15 protein-coding genes and 2 pseudogenes are annotated in these 14,042 nt (G+C 70.8%); 6 read left to right on the top strand and 11 right to left on the bottom strand.

The window, feature by feature from the left end; all coding sequences use genetic code 11:
* Nucleotides 1-141: 141 nt before the first annotated feature.
* A complete protein-coding gene (locus tag B5557_RS07220; RefSeq protein WP_079658337.1) occupies nt 142-1,833 on the bottom strand; it encodes a carbohydrate binding domain-containing protein in 1,692 nt (563 codons plus the stop codon).
* Nucleotides 1,834-1,984: 151 nt separating this feature from the next.
* On the bottom strand, nt 1,985-3,121 hold the full coding sequence (locus tag B5557_RS07215) for an ATP-grasp domain-containing protein (RefSeq protein ID WP_079658336.1): 1,137 nt from the start codon (nt 3,119-3,121) through the stop codon (nt 1,985-1,987).
* Nucleotides 3,122-3,473: 352 nt separating this feature from the next.
* Between B5557_RS07215 and B5557_RS07210 the strand changes: the two genes are divergently transcribed.
* A complete protein-coding gene (locus tag B5557_RS07210; protein ID WP_079658335.1) occupies nt 3,474-4,334 on the top strand; it encodes a metallophosphoesterase family protein in 861 nt (286 codons plus the stop codon).
* Nucleotides 4,331-5,023, top strand: coding sequence for a 4'-phosphopantetheinyl transferase family protein (locus tag B5557_RS07205; RefSeq protein WP_079658334.1), 693 nt, complete (start codon nt 4,331-4,333; stop codon nt 5,021-5,023). Before B5557_RS07210 ends, B5557_RS07205 begins: the two co-directional genes overlap by 4 nt.
* Before the next feature lie 32 nt (nt 5,024-5,055).
* Here the strand turns inward: B5557_RS07205 and B5557_RS07200 are convergent, their stop codons facing one another.
* Nucleotides 5,056-5,316, bottom strand: a complete 261-nt coding sequence (locus tag B5557_RS07200) for a hypothetical protein (RefSeq protein ID WP_079658333.1) — start codon at nt 5,314-5,316, stop codon at nt 5,056-5,058.
* A gap of 242 nt (nt 5,317-5,558) precedes the next feature.
* Between B5557_RS07200 and B5557_RS07195 the strand changes: the two genes are divergently transcribed.
* Entirely contained in the window at nt 5,559-6,590 is a 1,032-nt protein-coding gene (locus tag B5557_RS07195; RefSeq protein ID WP_079658332.1) for an alpha/beta fold hydrolase, read from the top strand.
* A gap of 17 nt (nt 6,591-6,607) precedes the next feature.
* On the opposite strand, the gene B5557_RS07190 is transcribed toward B5557_RS07195, so the two are convergent.
* Both B5557_RS07190 and B5557_RS07185 read right to left on the bottom strand, forming a co-directional pair.
* Nucleotides 6,608-7,138 (bottom strand): toxin-antitoxin system, toxin component, encoded by a 531-nt coding sequence (locus tag B5557_RS07190; protein ID WP_079658331.1) that lies wholly within the window; start codon nt 7,136-7,138, stop codon nt 6,608-6,610.
* Nucleotides 7,139-7,170: 32 nt separating this feature from the next.
* Nucleotides 7,171-7,824: a helix-turn-helix domain-containing protein gene (locus tag B5557_RS07185; RefSeq protein ID WP_079658330.1), complete on the bottom strand. Its 654-nt coding sequence runs from the start codon at nt 7,822-7,824 to the stop codon at nt 7,171-7,173.
* Between the two features lie 228 nt (nt 7,825-8,052).
* Between B5557_RS07185 and B5557_RS07180 the strand changes: the two genes are divergently transcribed.
* A complete protein-coding gene (locus tag B5557_RS07180) occupies nt 8,053-8,721 on the top strand; it encodes an MmyB family transcriptional regulator (RefSeq protein WP_079658329.1) in 669 nt (222 codons plus the stop codon).
* Between the two features lie 106 nt (nt 8,722-8,827).
* Here B5557_RS07180 and B5557_RS44900 read toward each other — a convergent pair.
* The 5 genes and pseudogenes from B5557_RS44900 to B5557_RS07160 all read right to left on the bottom strand — a co-directional run.
* Nucleotides 8,828-9,010 (bottom strand): annotated as a pseudogene (locus B5557_RS44900) (hypothetical protein); the annotation flags it as partial.
* Between the two features lie 26 nt (nt 9,011-9,036).
* Nucleotides 9,037-9,975, bottom strand: a complete 939-nt coding sequence (locus B5557_RS07170) for a PDR/VanB family oxidoreductase (protein ID WP_079658328.1) — start codon at nt 9,973-9,975, stop codon at nt 9,037-9,039.
* Nucleotides 9,972-10,145 (bottom strand): hypothetical protein, encoded by a 174-nt coding sequence (locus B5557_RS44180; RefSeq protein WP_099935498.1) that lies wholly within the window; start codon nt 10,143-10,145, stop codon nt 9,972-9,974. Before B5557_RS44180 ends, B5557_RS07170 begins: the two co-directional genes overlap by 4 nt.
* Nucleotides 10,142-11,215: an aromatic ring-hydroxylating dioxygenase subunit alpha gene (locus B5557_RS07165; RefSeq protein WP_079658327.1), complete on the bottom strand. Its 1,074-nt coding sequence runs from the start codon at nt 11,213-11,215 to the stop codon at nt 10,142-10,144. Before B5557_RS07165 ends, B5557_RS44180 begins: the two co-directional genes overlap by 4 nt.
* A 504-nt stretch (nt 11,216-11,719) precedes the next feature.
* Nucleotides 11,720-12,295: a TetR/AcrR family transcriptional regulator gene (locus B5557_RS07160; protein ID WP_079658326.1), complete on the bottom strand. Its 576-nt coding sequence runs from the start codon at nt 12,293-12,295 to the stop codon at nt 11,720-11,722.
* 203 nt (nt 12,296-12,498) lie between these two features.
* Here B5557_RS07160 and B5557_RS07150 point away from each other — a divergent pair.
* Both B5557_RS07150 and B5557_RS07145 read left to right on the top strand, forming a co-directional pair.
* A pseudogene (locus B5557_RS07150) lies at nt 12,499-12,705 on the top strand (XdhC family protein); the annotation flags it as partial.
* A gap of 250 nt (nt 12,706-12,955) precedes the next feature.
* Complete coding sequence (locus tag B5557_RS07145) at nt 12,956-13,432, top strand: tautomerase family protein (protein WP_079658324.1); 477 nt, start codon at nt 12,956-12,958, stop codon at nt 13,430-13,432.
* A gap of 21 nt (nt 13,433-13,453) precedes the next feature.
* Here B5557_RS07145 and B5557_RS07140 read toward each other — a convergent pair whose 3' ends face one another.
* Nucleotides 13,454-14,035, bottom strand: coding sequence for a TetR/AcrR family transcriptional regulator (locus B5557_RS07140; RefSeq protein ID WP_079658323.1), 582 nt, complete (start codon nt 14,033-14,035; stop codon nt 13,454-13,456).
* Nucleotides 14,036-14,042: the final 7 nt, after the last annotated feature.

Raw genomic sequence — 14,042 nt, 5'->3', positions numbered from 1 at the left:
CGGGCCCCGGCGCTTCCCCCAAGCTCCCCCCGTGGGGCCCTTCACCCTTAAGAGCAGCCACCCCGGGTCCTGATACACCTTCCGCGAAAGAAAGTCCCCCGGACCGGAATCCGGGGGACTTTCGTTTCGCTTCCGAGGAGCTCAGCCCGTGAAGCCGGCCGTGATGGAGGTGAACTGCCAGGTGCTCTGGCTGATGCCGGAGCAGTTGCTCACCACGCCCCCGCCCGGGCACGGCCGGTCGCGGTTGACGGCCCAGTAGGCGAGCCGCGCGATGTGGTGGCTGTTGCTCCAGTCACGGATCTGCGTCCAGATCGCCGGAGTGGTGTTCTCCTGCTGGTCGGACAGGCCGTTCATGCCGGAGATGCCGATGTGGGCGTAGGCCGTCGCGTCGTCCCACCCGAAGGCGGACTTCAGCTTGGCCTTCAACCCCTCCGTCGCGTTCACGGTGTTGCCGTACATGTCCGCACCGCCGCCGAAGTCGAACGGCATGATGGTGAAGACGTCGATGTCGGCGCCGAGCGACTTGGCCTGCTCGATGAGGCGGTTGCCGTAGTACGTCGGCCCGGTGGTGGAGGTCCCGAAGGTCACGATGGTCTTCAGGCCCGGATTGTTGGCCTTGACCGTCTTCAACGCGGTGAGGATCCGCGCCTGCACGGCCTCGTTCTCGAACTCGTCGGTGTTCTCGATGTCCATGTCGATCGCCTTGAGGGAGTAGGCGTCGATCACCTTCTGCAGCGCGCCCGCGAGCGCGCTCGCCGAGGAGCAGTTGGCGCCGAGCTTGCTGCCCTGCCAGCCACCGAACGACGGCACGATGTCACCGCCCGCCGAGCGGACCTGGTTGATGACGCTCTGGTCGACCCCGCCGGTCAGCGGACGGTTGCCGTCCCACATCGGGTTGCAGCCGCCGCCGTCCAGCACGAACGCCATCGTGAACCACTTGACGCCGGTGGAGTTCATCACCGTCGACACGTTCGGCGGGTCTCCCCAGCCCTCGAACAGATAGGGCGCGGCCTGCTTGAACCCGGTCCCGCCGCCGCTGCCCGCGTTCGTCGTCACGGACACCGCGTTGGAGGCCGCGGAGACGTTCCCGGCCGCGTCGCGGGCCTTCACGGTGAAGGTGTATCCGGTGCTCGCGGACAGTCCGCTGACCGTCGCGGACGTCCCCGAGACGGTGAGCACCCGCGCGGACCCGCTGTAGACGTCGTACGCCGTGACGCCCACGTTGTCGGTCGAGGCGTTCCACGCCAGGGACACACTGGAGGACGTCTTGCCGGTCGAGGTCAGTCCGCCGGGCGCCGTCGGCGCCTGCGTGTCCGTGCCGCCGCCCCCGCCGCCGGGCCCGTCGAGGCTGATGTCGTCGGCGTAATAGGCGCCCTGCGCGTACCAGCCGTGGACGTAGATCGTGGCGCTGGTCTGCGAGGCCCCGGTGGTGAAGGACACCGACAACTGGCTGTACGCCGACGGCGACGACGTCCAGGTGGAGGCTCCGCCGTCGACGCCGAGGTAGACATAGGAGCCGCGCACCCAGCCGGTCAGCGCGTAGGTGGTGTTCGGCTGGACGGCGACGGTCTGGCTGCACTTGGCGTTGTCGCTCGAACTCACCGCCCCGGTAAGGGACTTGGAGCCGCCATGTACGGGGGAGGAGACGACCGAGCCGAGATTGCCGGTGCAGGACCAGGGCGAGAGGGAGCCCGACTCGAAACCGGGGTTGCTGAGGACGTTGGCCGCCTGGGCGGTACCCGGCAGGGCCACGGCCCCGGCGAGGGCGAGCCCGGCGGTGCCGAGCAGGGCGAGGAATCGACGCCATGGGCGTCCGAGCGGTGTGCTGCGCACGCGATCTCCCTGGAGGAATGGGGGCGTTCGGGAGTGCAAGGGAGTGCAGGGGGAGTGCAAGGGGGTGCGCAACAAAGTTGGTATGGACCAATCGACCTGTCAAGGTGACGGGCAGAATTGGTCCATACCGGTGGGCTGTCCAGCCGACAGGCTAAAGCGGCAGTGCCTGCGCCGCGCTCGCGGGGGCAACCTCGACGGGGTCGGCGGGCGCGGGCACGGCCGGCAGTGACGGCTCGGTGTCCTCGACCCGCTGATGCGGCAGCGACACCGCGCGGAGCTGCCGCGGACCCGACACCACCGTGTAGTCCTGCCCCAGGAACGGCGGCACGATCTCGCCCGGGTCCTCGCCGAGCGCCAACTGCACTGCCGCCCAAGGCGCGTTGACGCCGCACAGGGACAGCTGGTGCAGCCCGCCGGCCGGACGGGTGTTGACGTCCATCAGCACCGGCCGGTCGCCGAACATCCGGAACTGGATGTTGGACAGGTAGTGCAGTCCGAAGCCCTCGGCGATGAGGCGCGCCGGCTCCAGCCACTGCTCGTGCAGCGTGAAGCCCCGGCGGCGGCCGTTCTTCGTCCGGCCGATGGCCATCCGCAGGACGTTGTCGGGGCCCGTGAGGCAGTCCACGGACACCTCCGGCTGCTCCAGGCGCGGCATGACCAGCCAGTCGACCGGCTCCTCCGCCCGATTCAACGCCTCGACCACCATGTCCAGTTGGACGTACGGGCTCGGGAACCCGCTGAGGTGTGTGAGCGAGAAGGGGGCGTGCGTGATCACCCGGAAGCCCACCCCGCCCGCGCCGGACGCGGGCTTGAAGCACGCCTTGTGTCCGGCCTCCTCCAACTCCTTGACGGCGGCGACGAGTTCGTCGGCGGTGCGGACCCGGAACCACGGCGGCACGGGGACCCCGATCGCCTGTACGGCCTCGTACGCGATCACCTTGTCATGGAAGACGGCGACGGCCTCCGGCGGCGGCGCGAGCAGCGCGGTGCCGGCCGCCTCGAAGTCGGCGCGGTGCGCGACGATCGCCTCCTGGTGCAGCCGGGGCACGAACACGTCGATGCTCCGGCGCTTGCACTGGGCGAGCGCGTACTCGACGTACGCGGCGGGGGAGAGGCCCTCCGGCTCCAGCTCGGCGGTGTCGGCGGCGGCCAGGACGGGGGAATCGGCGTCACCGTGCGTGGCGTGGATCTCCACGGCCCGGTCGCTGGGATTTCGTCGCAGCTGATCCGTGAAGAACACGTTCTCCGCGTACGTGCGGTTGAGCCAGACGCGTACGCGAGAGACCATGCGAGGCCGCCTTTCACGGTTCGCGGGCAGGGCGAAGCAAGCCCGGCCCGGGCAGGGGGAATGGTGGGTCACCAAACCGCCCTGCGTGAAGGGACGTCCATGGCGGTGGTGTTGGGGCGATCATACGGCTTCCGAGGGGTGCGGCGTGCAACACGCGTGTTACGGATTTTCCGATCTTGTTCACGTGGGGCGCTCGCTCGGTGTAGAGGCGCGCTGCGGCGCAGGTGGAGCCGGGTGCCGGCCCCGAGGGCGACCCGATTCGACCTTGTCCGCCACGCGTGAATGTGTTCTCGTGGTGGCACTGATGTGTTCGTGAGCATACGGAGCGTGGACTAGTGAGCGGGGGCGGAAGGTGACGTCGACGGCCGGTGGCGCCGGACAACTGCTGGCCATCAGCGATCTGCACATCGGATATCCGGAGAACCGGGCCCTGGTCGAGGCCATGGCCCCGGAGTCGGACGAGGACTGGTTACTCGTCGCCGGCGACGTCTCGGAGAACGTGGCCGACATCCGCTGGACGCTGAAGACGCTTGCGAGCCGCTTCCGCAAGGTCGTCTGGACGCCCGGCAACCACGAGCTGTGGACCCACCCCGGCGACCCGGTCACCCTGCGCGGCGTCGCCCGCTACGAACACCTCGTCGAGGTCTGCCGCGACCTGGGGGTGACGACACCCGAGGACCCATACCCGGTGTGGGAGGGCCCCGGCGGTCCGGTGGCCGTCGCACCGCTGTTCCTGCTGTACGACTACTCCTTCCTCCCGGCCGGCTGTACGACCAAGGAGGAGGGGCTGGCCTACGCGCACAGCACCGGCATCGTCTGCAACGACGAGTACCTGCTGCACCCCGACCCCTACCCGAGCCGTGAGGCCTGGTGCCGGGCCCGCGTCGCCGAGACCGAACGGCGGCTCGCCGAGATCCCCGACGACCTGCCCGTCGTCCCCGTCAACCACTACCCCCTGCACCGCCACCCGATGGACGTCCTGTGGTACCCCGAGTTCGCCATGTGGTGCGGCACCGAGCTGACCGCCGACTGGCACCGCCGGTTCCGGATCGAGACCATGGTCTACGGCCACCTCCACATACCGCGGACCACCTGGCACGAGGGCGTCCGCTTCGAGGAGGTGTCGGTGGGCTACCCCCGCGAATGGCGCAAGCGGCCGCAGCCCCCGGGCCGGCTGCGGCGCATCCTGCCCCGGGAGGCCGAGGCCAAGTGATCGACGAACTGTTGCCGGCGTCGGTGGTGGCGGTGGAGGCCTTCGGGGAGGAGGGCGTCCGAGAGTTCGGGGACGCGCCGCTGTACCCGCAGGAGGAGGCGCTGATGGTGCGGGCGGTCGACAAACGCCGCCGCGAGTTCACCGTCGTACGCTCCTGCGCGCGGCGCGCCATGGAGAAGCTCGGCGTGCCCCCACAGCCCCTGCTGCCGGGCGAGCGCGGCGCCCCGCAGTGGCCGCAGGGTCTGCGGGGCAGCATGACCCACTGCGAGGGCTACTGCGCCGCCGCCCTGGTCCGCGCCGGTGATCTGGCCTCCGTCGGCATCGACGCCGAACCCCACGCGCCCCTTCCCGAGGGCGTCCTGTCCGCCGTCGCCCTGCCCGCGGAGGCGGAGCGGCTCGGCCGACTGGCCGCGGACCGCCCCGAGGTGCACTGGGACCGGCTCCTGTTCAGCGCCAAGGAGTCCGTCTACAAGGCGTGGTTCCCCCTCACCCGTAAGTGGCTCGACTTCGGCGAGGCCGACATCGACCTCACCCCCGTCGGCCCCGCGGACCGCTCGTACGGGGCCTTCCGGGCCCGGCTGCTGGTGCCCGGACCGATGGTCGGCGGCCACCGGCTCGGGCACTTCGACGGCCGCTGGACCGTGCAGCGGGGGCTGGTGGCCACGGCGATCACCGTCCGGCACGCCTGAGGCACCGCCCGCGCCGGCTCAGGTGCGGGCGGTCACGGGCCGGGGTACCAGCTGTGCAGCAGCCGGAAGAACTCCTCCTCGTTGCCCGCCAGACCCGCGTCCGCCAGGGCCTGCTCCGCCTCGGCCAGGACGGCGGGCGGCACCATCGGCGGCAACCGGTCGTGCGCCGGGCCCGAGGCGCCGACGGCCTCGCCGCTCCCCTCGTCGCCGAAGGCGGCGCGTACGGTGTGCAGCAGCCGCAGGTATGCCCGTACGGCGGTGCGCTCGCGGTCGGTCAGTACAGCTGTGGGCATCGGTCGGCTCTCCCCGTGTCGGCGTCGTCTCCCCCGCGCCCCTGACGGCGCGTACGCCCCCGTGCGGCGGCGCACCTTCCAGCTTGCCGCCCACCACTGACAATCCGGTCTCGCCCGGGCATGGTTCGCCCGCTTAGCGGAGGCGAAACCTTCTCGAAATCCCCTGACGGAAAGCGGTCCTACGCTGGTGTGAACGGCTTTCGGCGGACCGCCGACGGCCAACGACCGAGGGAGGCGAGCGGATGGTCGACGTCCCCCGGCGGCGCCCGGCGCGCGCCGCCCGACTGCGCCCGGTGGGCGACGCGGAACTGGAGTTGCAGTACCGGGTCGTGCACGGCTACCGGCGCGCCTTCCGGATGGCCGGCGAGGGCCCCGCGCTGGTCCTCATCCACGGCATCGGCGACTCCTCGAAGACCTGGGCCGGGCTGATCCCCGACCTCGCCCGCAACCACACCGTCATCGCCCCCGACCTCCTCGGTCACGGCGCCTCCGACAAACCGCGCGCCGACTACTCGGTGGCCGCGTACGCCAACGGGCTACGTGATCTGCTCAGCACGCTCGGCGTCGAGTCGGCGACCCTGGTGGGGCACTCGCTCGGCGGGGGAGTGGCGATGCAGTTCGCCTACCAGTTCCCCGAGCGCACCGAACGGCTGGTCCTCGTCAGCGCGGGCGGAGTCGGTCGGGAGGTCAACCCCGCGCTACGGCTGGTCTCCCTGCCGGGCGCCCATCTGGCGCTCTCCGCACTGCGGTTGCCCGGTGCCAGACTTCAAGTCGGCCTGGTCATACGGTTGATGAAACTGCTGGACACCGATCTCGGCCAGGACGCCCCCGACTTGCTCCACCTCGTCGACGCGCTGCCGGACGAGACGTCGCGCAGCGCCTTCATCCGCACCCTGCGGGCGGTCGTCGACTGGCGCGGTCAGGTCGTGACCATGCTCGACCGCTGCTATCTGACGGCCGGGATGCCGACGATGCTGCTGTGGGGAGACCGGGACAGCGTGGTGCCGGTGCGGCACGCGTACGACGCCCACGAGGCGATGCCGGGCAGCCGGCTGGAGATCTTCGAGGGGGCCGGTCACTTCCCGTTCCACAGCGACCCCGCCCGATTCCGGGCGGTCGTCGAGGAGTTCATCCGCACCACGGCCCCGGCCGACTGGAGCCGCGAACGCTGGCGGGCACTACTGCGCGAGGGCCGCCCCGCGGCAGGGGCGACGGGCCGGGCGGACGGCACCGCACGCGCCGTGCGGGAGGCCGGCGAGCGCAGCGCGACCTGAGCGCGCCGTGCGGGGTCTCAGTTCTGCGGGCCCCGATACCCCAGCGACGCCTCGATGCGGCCCGCCAGGTGGTCCCGCTGGCCGCGACCGCGGAGCGACGAACCGGCCAGCCACGTACGGCACTTGCTCGCCAGCAGCAGGCCGAAGCTCTCCGCCTGCTTCTCGTCGGCCAGGTCGAAGCGGGTGCGGGCGGCGACACTGCGGACCGTCGCCTGGAGGTCCGCCCCGTCGGTGAGTAAACGGGCCGCGACCGCGGCGCCCTCGACGTGGTGACTGCAGTGGCCCGCCTTCATGTGCCACAGCTCATGGCCCAGGATCACCAACTGGTGCTCGGGCGCGGTGCGTTCCTCGATGACGACGAGGTCCTGGTCGGCCATGTCGAGCCACAGCCCGCTGGCCGTGTCGGCGGGGAAGGCGGCCATGCGGAAATGGACGGGGCGGCCACGTCGTCTGCTCATCCCGTCGCACAGAGCCCTGTACAGCTCGGCCGGCGCGGCCGGGGCGGAGAGGGTCAGTTCCGCGACCAGTTCGCCGCTGAGGCGGCGCATTTCCTTGGCGATGCTCACAGTTCTCCCCCGGATCACGACTCGGGCCGCTTCACGCTCTCCAAGAGCATGTCCAGCCACTCGGCGACCTTGTCGCGGTGCTGGTCGGTGGGCAGCTGGGCGGCCCGCCACGCGATCCCGCGCACGCCGTGGTCCTGCAACAGCCGCTCCAGCGGGTCCGCGACGGCCGCGGCCGCCTCGCGTGCGGCGAGCTTCTGCAGCAGTTCCTGCTCGATGTGCTGCAGGGCCCCCGCGAGCGCCTCCGGGTCCTCGGCCGTGAGGAATCCGGCGTGGACGCGGAAGAAGCGCTGGAGGGCGTCGCAGTGCTCCATCGTGGGGCGCCGGTCGCCGTTGATGAGGGCGCCCGCCTGCTGGCGCGACATGCCGGCGCCGTCGGCGATCTCCTGCTGGGTGTACTTGCGGCCATTCGGCTTGAGCCGCGTACGGCGCAGCAGGTCCAGACGTTGCAGGAAGCGGGCCTGCACATCGGGCTCACCGGCGGGCCGGCCGCTCAGCAGGGCCTTGACCACGGACTCCGGGACACCGGAGGCGACGGACAGCCGCCCGGTGCCGAAGACCTCCGCGTGCGGCACGCCGAGCCGGTCGGCGAGCGCGGCGACACGGGCGACGACGGCCGACAGCAGCACCGTCGCCGTGGCGCCCGGAACCTCGAAGCCATCCTCCGCCACCGAAAGGTCTCCTAGGTCTCTCACGTCCCTCACACAGGCATGGACGGTCGCCTGAACTGCGTGGAGAGTAACCGGTCTTTCGAACTCACATCCAGGTCTCGCCACAACTGTGGCCAATTTCAGCCGTCAACGAGCATGGAATGCCACGATAGTTGACATGCCTCGCGTCGGGGCAGCAGGATCGGGGCGCCGCGTGAAGGCCGCATAGGCAAGAGGGGTGACCTCCCGATGGCATATCAGGCAGGAGAGCAGCGGTCCGTGCCGCGGCCCGTCCCCGAGAGTCCCGAGGCCCGGGCGTATCTGCAGGACTACGCCGCATACCTGGAGGCCGTCCCCTTCCCGTCCATCGTCCTCGATCACCGCTGGGACGTGCTGCAGTCCAACGCCGCTTTCGCGTCACTTTTCCGGGACGTGAGCCCGCATCCGACGGCCCTGCCGGGCGACAACTTCATGCGGTTCGTCCTTTTTCATCCGGACGCGTCCTCGGTTCTCGGCGATCACGAGGCCCGCTGGTGCCTGCCGATGCTCGCCTGTTTCGCGGCGGCGGTGGAGCGGCGGGGCCACGACCATGTGCTGCAGGCGATCCGCCGCGAGATCGCCGCGGACCCGATCATGGAGGCCGCCTACCGGCAGGGCCTGCCGCACTGGATCCGCGCGGTCGGCGCGGAGGCCGTCGAGCACGACGGGACCGTCCGCCCCCTCCTGCACCCCGATCCGCGCTGGGGCGCCACCGAGTGTCGCATTATCGGCGACACCCCGCGCACGCTGCAGGACATGGGGTACACACGGCTGACGATGGTGCTGCGCGACACCCGTCCGGCGTTCGTACCGCGCAGGACGCGCCCCGTGCGCCGCACGGCGGGCCATCTCAGCGTGGTCCCACCCCCCGAGGCCTGAGCGCCTCCGAGGCCCGAGCGACCCCGAGGCCGACCGGGCACCGTCGGCGTTCAGGTCGCCGACGGCGCCCTGGTCGGCCAGGCCGGCTCGGCGGGCGACCGTCACACCCCAGCTTGGCTGCCTGGATCTGCCGGTCCACATGGGTCCGCAGTTCGGCGAAACACGGAGCCACCCGGGTGTACAACTGGTCGCGCTCCGGCGGCAGAACGACCTTCAGCTGCTCCTGGTAGGCGAGTGCCCGGGCGATCGCCGCCCGTTGCTGCATGCGGCCCGACAACTGCCACGGATATGGTTCGGGGTCGGCTGCCCGCGTGGTCAGAGGTCGAGGACGAGCTTCTTCCCGAGACAGCGCGACACGCAGATCATCATCGTCTCCCCGGCCTCGCGCTCCTCGGCCGTGAGCACGGAGTCGCGGTGCTCCGGCGTGCCCCCCAGGACGTCCGTCTCGCAGGTGCCGCAGGTGCCCTCGGTGCAGGAGAAGAGCACCTCGACGCCCGCGGCGCGCACAGTGTCCAGGACGGAGACGCCCGGCGCGACGGTCAGCGTACGGCCGCTCTGCGCGAGCTCTACCTCGAACTCACCGTCCTGGCCCGCCGGTTGCTCCTTCGCCTGGAACCTCTCGACGTGCAGCGCACCGGACGGGCAGCGTTCCTCCACCGCGTCCAGCAGCGGACCGGGGCCGCAGCAGTAGACCAGGGTGCCCTCGGGCAGCGCGTCCAGCACCGAACCGAGGTCCAGCAGCCCGGTCTCGTCCTGCGGGGCGACGGTGACCCGGGCGCCGTACCGGGCCAACTCCCCGGTGAACGCCATGGAGTTGCGGGAGCGGCCGCCGTACAGGAGCGTCCAGTCGGCGCCCGCCGCCTCGGCGGCCGCCAGCATCGGCAGGACCGGCGTGATGCCGATCCCGCCCGCGATGAAGCGGTACCGCGCGGCCGTGCGCAGGGCGAAGTGGTTGCGGGGGCCGCGCACCCGTACCTTGTCGCCCTGCCCCAACTGCTCGTGCACATAGGCGGATCCACCCCGCCCGTCCGGCTCCCGCAGCACCGCGATCCGCCAGGCGTGACGGTCGCCCGGATCGCCGCACAGCGAGTACTGTCGCTCCAGGCCCGACCCGAGCACCACGTCGACGTGGGCGCCCGGCTCCCAGGCCGGGAGCGCCTCGCCCAGGGGGTGGCGCAGGGTGAGGGCGAGCACGCCGTCGGCCGCGAACTCCCGCTGGCCGACGACGAGTTCGGCCTCATACACGTCGCTCATGACGCTTTTCCTTGTGGCTCGTGTCCTTCGGGGTGGGCGAGCATCCACTCCCACATCTCGATCGGGTCCTGCGAGGAGTGCTCGGCTCCGCAGTGACAGGTGCCGTGCAGGACGTCGGTGCCCGGCAGCCAGTCGATGCGGTAGATCTCGCCGGTGGCGCCGGTGCTCACAGGACCTTCTCCACGGGCTTGTCGCCCTCCTCGACCAGCCGGGCGAGGATTCGGCGGGCGGCGAGGCCGCCGGTGTCGATGTTGATGCTCAGCTCCTGGTACCCGGCCCGCTCCGAACCGAGCGTCCGCTGCAGGAGGTTGAGCGCGTCGACATCCTGCATGACCACCGTGTGGTTGTTGCCGCGCAGGAACTCGGTGACCTCGTCGTCGTCCGTCGCCCAGTCCCGCGAGACCATCCAGAAGTCGTACACCTTGCCGTCCCCGGACGGTGTGATCGCGTACGTGATCTCGGTGTGGAAGCCGTTCGGGTCGCTGCCGTCCGCCTCGGGCAGGACGCCCACCGGTGCGATGCGGCTGTGCAGCAGGTACAGACAGGGCGCGTGGTACTCGATGTCCTGCCAGCGGGTGATCCGGCCCTCGATGCCGGTCGACCTGGCGTAGAACGGGGGGCACTCGGCGTCGTCCATGTGCCGGCTGACCCGTACGATGCCGGCGCCCTCGTCGACCTCGGTGGTGATCGGTGTCTCGGCGACCTCGGGGGTGCCGATGTAGCCGCCGTGCAGATACGTCTCGTGGGACAGGTCGAGGAGGTTGTCGACGAGGAGCCCGTAGTCCGCGTCGATGGGCTCCATGCCCCGCACGGTCGTCCAGCCGGGGGCGTCGAGGTGGCGGGCGCGTGGGATGGTCTGCGGGTCGGCGAGCGCCGGGTCGCCGATCCAGACCCACACCAGGGAGTCCTGCTCGACGACCGGGTAGGAGGCGACCCGGGCGGTGCGCGGCACACGCTTCTGGCCGGGCACGTACACGCAGGTACCGGTCGTGTCGTAGGTGAAGCCGTGATAGCCGCACACGATCCGGTCGCCGTCCAGCCGGCTCGGCTTCTCGTGCAGCGGGAACCGGCGGTGCACACAGCGGTCGGCCAGTGCGACCGGGGTGCCCTCCTCCTCGGTCCGGTAGAAGACGAGCGGCTCACCGAGGATCGTCCGGCCGAGCAACTCCTCACGCCCGACCTCGTGGCTGTAGGCGGCGACGTACCACTGGTTCCTGGCGAAAGCGGTGATGTGCGGCATGGCGGCTGGCTCCCGTCTTTGGGTCGTGGCGACATCGTCGTGACGGGCTGCACGGGGGCGCAATACGGCTTCCGTGTCACGGAAGAGTGCCTGGCTGTGGTCACCTCGCGTTAGAGGTGGACTATGAGCACATACGACCCTTGGAAACCGGCCATCCCTTGATCTTCGCAGGGAATCCCGGCCTTCCGGCCGGGCGGGAAAGCGATCTTCGTCGATGGGCAGGACTACGAAGCGGACCCGATCGGCGTCAAGGGGCTCGGTGAGATCGTCCTCGTCGGAGTGGCGCCCGCCATCGCCAACGCGGTCTTCAACGCCACCGGCCGCCGGATCCGCGAACTGCCCATCACCCCCGAAGCCCTGCTCTGACCTCCCGGGTGGTATCGGTCCACCCACCGGGCATCAAGGCCGCCGCCTCGTCCTCGGAGCCGAGAGGACGAGGCCGCAGGGCGTGGGCGCGGTGCGGCGCTGCACTGCCCGGTCTTCCCGCTATCGCCTGCTCGGCCGTCAGTCCCGCCCGGGAGCGCCCGCGCGCAGGCCATCCATGATCAGGTCCAGGAGCCGGGCCGCCTGGTCGTGCCAGTCGCCGTGGATGTCGATCTGCCAGATGCCGGCGATGGCCAGGATGAAGTCGTCGGCGGTCACGCCGGGGCGGATGGTGCCGGCCTCGTGGTTGGCCTCGAGCAGCGCTTCGATCGCCGCGACCACCAACGCGTACCCCGGCTGTTCCGAGGCGGTCGACGTGCCGATGGTCTGGCGCATGGCCTCGGCGAGTCCCACCTTGGCGACGGCGAAGCGGGCCAGGCTGTCCATCCACTCGCGCAGCGCCTGGTCGGGCGCCTTGGTCGTGAGCAGCTCGGTCGCGCCCTCGGTGAGCGACTGCACCTCATGCCGGTGCACCTCCAGGACGAGCGCCTCGCGATTGGGGAAGTTGCGGTAGAACGTGCCCTGCCCCACCCCCGCCTTCTTGGCGATCAGACTCAGCGGCGCGTCGGCAGAACGCGACAGCTCGACCAGTGCCACCTCCAGAATGCGCTCCCGGTTGCGCTGTGCGTCCGACCGCTGAGGCCCGTCGTTCCTCAAAGCCCCGCTCCCTCGCCTCCTGGGTCCACACCCTGAGCCCGATGAGTCACTTACTAAGCGGACTGTAGTCCACTACGTTCCGCGTCAGCGGACAATAGCCCAGGAGTTCGGCCGGCCCGCGGATCACTTGGGTGAGGGCTGCGGGTTCGTCGCGGGCGGCGCCGGCCAGGGCGGACCGGAACACCGTTCTGACGGGGGCGTAGTTCGACGTGCCCCTGCTGCGGGAGGCGCTGCGCATGCCGGTCGCCTACGTCGGTGCCATGGGATCGCGGCGCACCCACGCCGACCGCGAGCGCAGGCTGCGCGAAGCCGGCCTGGGGGAGCGGGAGCCGGCCAGGCTCGGGCCACAGATCGGCCTCGACCTCGGCGCCCGTACGCCCGAGGAGACCGCCCTGTCCATCGCGGCGGAGACACCGAGGCCCTGCGGGCCACCACGGTCACGGTCTTCGGCCTCTGACCTTCCCCACACCCCCGCCCGCGGCTCCGCCGGAGTCGTGGAGGGTGGGTTGCGCGTCGGCGCGACCGTCACCAACAGCGACCTCGGCGCCCACCCCGAAGTGCGGTGCCGCTACCCGACGTTGGCCCAGGCTGTGCCGGATATGACAGTCGTTATAGGAGTGTGTAGTCTACTGCCTATAACGACTGTCATAGGAGGATGTCATGACCATCGTCACCGTGAACGCGCCGACGGGTCGCCTGAGTCTGGAGCAGCGCCGTGAGCTGGCCGAGACGCTGACCGACGCGGTACTGGTGCCCGAGGTGGGGCAGCATGCCCCGGCCGCCCGGGTCGGGTTCCAGGTGCACTTCGTCGAACGTGAGCGGGACATGATGGCCATCGGCGGCCGACTGCTGGCGGACGCCGGCCCGGAGCTCGACGTGATGGTGATCGACATCGCGGTCATGGACGCCGCCTGGCAGCAGGAGGTGCGGACCGAGGTCATCGACCGCGTCCTGGCCGCGCTGGCGGCGGCCTGCGGGCTGGAGAAGCCGGAGCCGACCTGGTGGGTCAACTTCCGGGTGATCGACGAGGGCAGTTGGGGTTCGTCCGGGGGTGTGCTGTCGATCCTGCCGCTGCTGGAGAGCGGGGTGTTCACCGAGGATCGGGTCAAGGCGGTGCGCGCCGCGCTGGGTGTCTGAAGCGGAACGCCGGGAGGTGGCTCAGTCCTTGATCGTGGCCACGATGAGCGCCTGCAACTGCTCGGCGGTGTCATCGAGGGGCTGGGTGCTGCGCTTGGCACGGCACATGGCCACGGTGCCCTCGACGGCGGCGACGACGAGCGTGGCAAGCTGCGCCGCCTGGCCGGGCTCGACGCCGTGCTCGCGCAGCGATTCGGCGAGCAGGTCCTCCCAGGTGGTGAAGACGTCGGCGGCGGCCGCGATGGCGGTGGTTGCCTCATCGGTCGCGGGTTCCTCGATGGAGACGGCGAGGACGGGGCAGCCGGCCCGGAAGTCGCTGTCCACGACGATCCTGCGCCACACGGCGAGGAAGTCCCGCAGTCCGGCGACCGGACCGTCCTCCAGTGCCCTGCGCAGACCCTGGGCGGTCCACTCGCCCGTGTACCGGACGGCCTCCGTGGCCAACTGCTGCTTGCCGTCGGGGAAGTAGTGGTACGTCGAACCCAGCGGTGCCCCGGTGTACTTGGCGGTCTCGCGGATGCTGGTCGCATTGAGGCCGCGCCGGCTGATCATGTCGGCCGCACCTGCCACGATCCGCTCGCGCACCGTAGGGCTGGGCTTCATGGAAACG

Origin of the sequence: Streptomyces sp. 3214.6, assembly GCF_900129855.1 — a bacterium.
Classification (GTDB): Bacteria; Actinomycetota; Actinomycetes; order Streptomycetales; family Streptomycetaceae; genus Streptomyces; species Streptomyces soliscabiei.
This window is presented reverse-complemented; position numbering and strand designations above follow the sequence as displayed.

Excerpts from the sequence above, each read along its gene's own strand:
- B5557_RS07215 (WP_079658336.1), bottom strand. The coding sequence starts at position 3,121 with ATGGTCTCTCGCGTACGCGTCTGGCTCAACCGCACGTACGCGGAGAAC.
- B5557_RS07140 (WP_079658323.1), bottom strand. The coding sequence starts at position 14,035 with ATGAAGCCCAGCCCTACGGTGCGCGAGCGGATCGTGGCAGGTGCGGCC.
- B5557_RS07165 (WP_079658327.1), bottom strand. The coding sequence starts at position 11,215 with ATGCCGCACATCACCGCTTTCGCCAGGAACCAGTGGTACGTCGCCGCC.
- B5557_RS07145 (WP_079658324.1), top strand. The coding sequence starts at position 12,956 with ATGACCATCGTCACCGTGAACGCGCCGACGGGTCGCCTGAGTCTGGAG.
- B5557_RS07195 (WP_079658332.1), top strand. The coding sequence starts at position 5,559 with ATGGTCGACGTCCCCCGGCGGCGCCCGGCGCGCGCCGCCCGACTGCGC.
- B5557_RS07170 (WP_079658328.1), bottom strand. The coding sequence starts at position 9,975 with ATGAGCGACGTGTATGAGGCCGAACTCGTCGTCGGCCAGCGGGAGTTC.
- B5557_RS07190 (WP_079658331.1), bottom strand. The coding sequence starts at position 7,138 with ATGCGCCGCCTCAGCGGCGAACTGGTCGCGGAACTGACCCTCTCCGCC.
- B5557_RS07180 (WP_079658329.1), top strand. The coding sequence starts at position 8,053 with ATGGCATATCAGGCAGGAGAGCAGCGGTCCGTGCCGCGGCCCGTCCCC.
- B5557_RS07200 (WP_079658333.1), bottom strand. The coding sequence starts at position 5,316 with ATGCCCACAGCTGTACTGACCGACCGCGAGCGCACCGCCGTACGGGCA.